The 4,694-nt window shown below is 43.6% G+C and carries 4 protein-coding genes and 2 pseudogenes; 5 read left to right on the forward strand and 1 reads right to left on the reverse strand.

Annotated features, from left to right (window positions below):
• Together Q4Q57_RS21855 and Q4Q57_RS21860 are read left to right on the forward strand one after the other, a co-directional pair.
• Positions 1-150, forward strand: a pseudogene (locus Q4Q57_RS21855) (DUF998 domain-containing protein); the annotation flags it as partial.
• Positions 151-305: 155 nt separating this feature from the next.
• Entirely contained in the window at positions 306-989 is a 684-nt protein-coding gene (locus Q4Q57_RS21860; protein WP_126491951.1) for a hypothetical protein, read from the forward strand.
• 91 nt (positions 990-1,080) lie between these two features.
• Here the strand turns inward: Q4Q57_RS21860 and ltrA are convergent.
• A pseudogene (ltrA, locus tag Q4Q57_RS21865) lies at positions 1,081-2,410 on the reverse strand (group II intron reverse transcriptase/maturase).
• A 707-nt stretch (positions 2,411-3,117) separates the two neighbouring features.
• Here ltrA and Q4Q57_RS21870 point away from each other — a divergent pair.
• From Q4Q57_RS21870 to Q4Q57_RS21880, 3 genes are all read left to right on the forward strand, one after another.
• A complete protein-coding gene (locus Q4Q57_RS21870) occupies positions 3,118-3,669 on the forward strand; it encodes a hypothetical protein (RefSeq protein ID WP_311892018.1) in 552 nt (183 codons plus the stop codon).
• A 96-nt stretch (positions 3,670-3,765) separates the two neighbouring features.
• Positions 3,766-4,062: a hypothetical protein gene (locus Q4Q57_RS21875; RefSeq protein ID WP_106650478.1), complete on the forward strand. Its 297-nt coding sequence runs from the start codon at positions 3,766-3,768 to the stop codon at positions 4,060-4,062.
• A 91-nt stretch (positions 4,063-4,153) separates the two neighbouring features.
• Positions 4,154-4,390, forward strand: a complete 237-nt coding sequence (locus tag Q4Q57_RS21880; RefSeq protein ID WP_311892019.1) for a hypothetical protein — start codon at positions 4,154-4,156, stop codon at positions 4,388-4,390.
• The last annotated feature ends 304 nt before the right edge of the window (positions 4,391-4,694 follow it).

Below are 4,694 nucleotides of genomic sequence, written 5' to 3' on the forward strand. Positions count from 1 at the left end.
TTTTCATTGGTTTCTGTTGTCGCTGCTGTTTATTTTCTTTTCGCAATGGCTAAAGCTGTAAAATCCCAAAGCAATCCTGGCATCCATCAGCGTATTTCATATGGCTTTCAGCTAATTTGGCTAAGTGCTTTTTCACTAGTATTGGCGTAATTGTAAACTAACAAGCAAATTAATCAGGACAAATAACTGTTGGTTTTTGCTCCTGCGTCGCTTATTTTAACCAACTGATATTTGCCCATTATTTGGGCGCTATGTTCTTTGGTGTGTTTGAAGGCTTCCCTACTTATAAATGAATGAGGTTATTTTTGAAAATTATTAAAAAAGACTTTGTGAATGAAGATACAGAGTCATATTGCGCAAAGGGGCATAAGCTTTCGTCCGGTACAGCTTATTATATGGAGTCCGAGGACGGTACAATTTACTTTGGTGGTAAACAATGCGCAGAGACACATGGAAATAATGATCTAAAGGATGTGCCAGATCTTACTAAGTCCCTAGTTTCTCTTGGTACAGGCATGCAAACTAGTGGTGGCAGCGGTAGTGGCGTAAGTGAGGAAAAAAAGAAGTCATTGGCAATATCGTACCTGCTTTTACGAGAAGAGCTTCTAAATGAGTTCAAACTCAATAACAAGTCTCTCTCGTATAAAAGTTTAAATGAATACTATAATTATTATATCGAGCACAACGATTTAAATGAAAAGCAAGTTGACCATATATTAAATTTAGAAAAATATGCATCTGAAAAGATAGATATTAAGCTCTCTATTCGAAATTTATCTACTTGCCACGCTTATAAATTTATTTTGGATAGAACTGAAGCCCATCTTAGTAAAAGTGAAAAAGAAGATGGCATTAAATTCGTTCAGTCACTAAGAAAGTACCTATTAAGTCACTGTACTCTTCAGCCTAAGCAAGTTGTTGGTCTTGGCAATTGGGTTCAGTATTTGCCTAAAGACTTAAGAGATGCAAAACTTAAGAAGTTTGATTAACAGCACATAATCGGGTAACCGGAGGTATTTAGCCTCCAGCCCCCACACCACCCTGCATGCGGCTCCGCACAGGGCGGTTCATTTAGAACGCCTAACTCACTTTCTGGTTAGGATAATGAACTGCAATCCATCCATCTCTCAGTGAACATAAACCTGCTTTCTTGAGATACTCATTACTCAGCGCTTGCTGTATCCCTGGTGTTTTCGAGCTTCGCCACGGCCCTTTGCTTGTAATTCCACAAGCAACGGCCGCTTGGATCCTGACGCCACGTTTGAGTAAGTTTTGTACCTTAGTCCGTGGCTTTCGCCATTGACGCCAGTAGCACATACGTACTCGACGACGGATCCAGTGGTCTAAATCGACACACTCTTGGTAAGCGTTGGCTATGCCAAAGTAGTTGATCCAGCCTTGCATGTATTGCCGCACTTTAAACAATTGATAGCTCATGCTCACGCCCCAATTGCGGTTTGCCAGTCGCCTTATCTTTTGTTTAAAGATGTGCAGTGTTTTGACATGCCACTGGATCTTTCCGCGGTTAAAGGTAAACCCTAGGAACTTGCTTTGGCCTACCTTAACCACTTGGCTTTTCTGTTCGTTAACAACCAGTTTTAGCTTAGTGGCAAGATAGCGAGTAATACTCTTGAGGACACGTTCGCCCGCTCGTTGAGACTTGACCAAGATGATAAAGTCATCCGCGTAGCGGGCGAAGTGATGCCCTCTGCTTTCCAGCTCTTTATCCAGACTATCCAGCATGATGTTTGATAGTAATGGTGAGAGTGGGCCGCCCTGAGGTACGCCTTCGAAGCTTGCTATCATCACGCCAGCACGCAGGTATTTACCAATAAGCGCCAGCAGACGCTTATCCTGTACCTTGATCCTTAACTGAGTCATTAAGAGATCATGATTTAGTCGATCAAATAACTTGGACAGATCAACATCGACGGCAAATTTGCGTTTATGTTTGATGATATCCCTGACTTGCAAGACCGCTTGTTTGGCATTCCTATTCGGTCTAAAGCCGAAGCTATTAACCGAGAAGGGCAAACAACGGCGTGAGAATTTGAGCAATTGATTGCTGTATCACACGATCAATGACGTTAGGGATACCCAGTTTGCGTTTACCGCCATCGGGTTTGTCGATCTCTACGCGTCTGAATGCTGAGGGTTGATATTCACCTAACTCAAGTTGAGATTTACGCTGTTGCCAACCGCCTTGCTGCACCCAAAGCGGGAAGGCTTCGATGGTCATGCCATCGATACCAGCCGCGCCATTATTGGCTTTAACCTGTCGCCAAGCTCGGTGTAGATTCTCAGGCTGAAGCAGTTGTTGGAATAAATCGCTGTTGAAGGCTGGTTGCATATCAATACGCTGCTGATAGTAATCGTCTGGCGACGTAGTGGGTATCAACAAGTTTGACAAGACTCCTCCTTCTTCTAAATGTTCAGGCCTTCACCATGTACCCACAACGCTAACGCGGGGTATGCTATCCCATCCATTACGATGGGCGTTGGGCTACTATGCCGTCTGCTGACTTCTGCTTAGTCACATGCCGAGTTGCCCCGTCATGCGCTATCGGTTTTCATCTGTTTCGCTCTTTTCAGTCGATGACACTGAAAAGCCAAGGCACTTATAAACCAGAGCCTGACTGGTTAATGACCGATCGCGTGTTAAACAGATCTCCCCAGATAAGAACATGAACTTTCTTTGCACTGCTGCATCATTTACGGTGGCCATTAGATCACGTGGTTTCGTCGTCTTGTCCCCTTACTTCGTGGGGGAGGCCCTGCCAACTCACCTCTAGCCTACGCCTCATATGATGTTCTTGTTCATCAGCTCGCAAATTTGCTAGCGGCTTCCTTCAAACCAATCCTCGCGGATAAGCCCTTGCCATTCGCTAGTAGTTAACGTTTAATAACAGCATGTTATTGAACGGTGACCTTCCTACAAAGGACTTTCACCTCATTAGTTCATGCCCATGCTGGGCGTACACAAGGCGTAGCAACATGCCGCTGCGCGGCTGGACAGTTTGTAAGTCGCGCTTATGTGGTTTTGCTGCGCAAAAGTATTCCACAACGCACAGCTTACAAACTGCCGTTGTGCTTAACGTTAGTTTTTAGGTTAACCAAATGATACTTAGTGCAATTAACATTGCTAACCGAATAGTGGCTTTAGCGATCATTATTTTCCTTTTCGCTGGAGGTTATTTATCTATTTTTTCAGATGTCAGAGTTACCGTTGATAACTCATCAGGTACATGGATCTTCAGTTTGTATGTGTTTTTATTAGTGTTCGGGTTGTTTTCATTTGGTTGTATGTATTTTTTGAACAAAAGTCATTTTTCTGAAGTTCGAAGAAACTGGAAAGGCATATATTTGGTAGTTCTGCCGGTCGTATTTGCTGGCTGGTTAGCGACAGCTATATTCGGCGGCCTGCCGAAATTTTTGCATCCTTTTTATGCAAGTGACGGCACCACAGAGCTAACTGTCGTAGAAATGGAAAGTGTAATATTTAAAGGCCGATGTGCTCCGAGAGTTGTTGTAAAAGAAGTCACTTTTTTTATCAAACAACATATTTGTTTATCAGAGTCTGTTTACGGCAATCTTGAGTTAGGTTCGAAAATACGAGTTTTTGGGCAAATATCACCTTTTGGAATAGAGGTCGCGGCAATTGAAAACTAACAAGCGCCTCAAACATCGCGGTCTGCGGCCGCTGGAATCGCAACAAGTTGCTCGCTGTTAGGCGTGCGTTATGAGTTTTTGGTTAGGAGTTAACCCATGAATGATGAACAACTTTCAAGAACTCTTCAATCGGTTGGTCAGGCTTGTTTCGTGAGATTTTTTGGTGAGTTTTCGTCGAACACATTATCGCGCGAGGATATAGTCGAAAAGCTACGAGCAGAGACAGATTATACTGAGGGCTCTTGTATCTCTCGTACTGGCCACGCTCGAAGTATTATAAATGCAGGTCGTGCGGAAGCCGCCCTGAACATTATCATTTCGTCTGATTCACCTCGTGTTTCTGAGAAAACTCGCAAGGATGCACTGCAATGGATTCAAAAAATAATCTCATAACAAGACGCATCACTCGCAGCCTGCGGCGGCTGGGATGCCAACCGCTGCGCGGTCGTCACCCGAGTGCTTTGCGTTAGGAGTCTTGAGTAACATGGAAATTGAAGGAAGAAAATATACCCTTGTTGTTACAAGCGCTAACGACTTCGATACACTTAGCTTGGAATGCACACTCGATAACGAATTAATAATCGAAGCAGAGCTAGTCAGTTATAAGGAAAATCAGGCAAAAATCCACTTCCATAAAAGTGGGCTTTCGCTAAAGGTGGTTGAGGCGTTCATCAATGAGGTCAATAAAGAGCTAATTCATGGCGGACAGAAAAACTCCTAACAAATAAGGATAGGCCGCGCGTAGCCGCGACCTTATCCCAAGTGTTGAACAAGCCCGATGCTGGTTGTTGACACTTTATTATGCAAATAGCGGATTGAGAATTTGTACTGGCGAAGGTCTTATTTTGAAAGAAACTTTTTGCAGACATGACCCGCCCTTAGCGAACGAGCTAATATTTTTATCACTTGTTCATCAAGCTGTTATCGAGTCCTCATTCTGTTTGGTTAACCCGTTATCCTTATACTTCTCGCCTTAAGCGGTGATATTAGCGCCTGTCGGTCGATGACGCATATGAACATCCATA

This window comes from Shewanella sp. SP2S2-6, from assembly GCF_031931965.1.
GTDB lineage: Bacteria > Pseudomonadota > Gammaproteobacteria > Enterobacterales > Shewanellaceae > Shewanella > Shewanella baltica.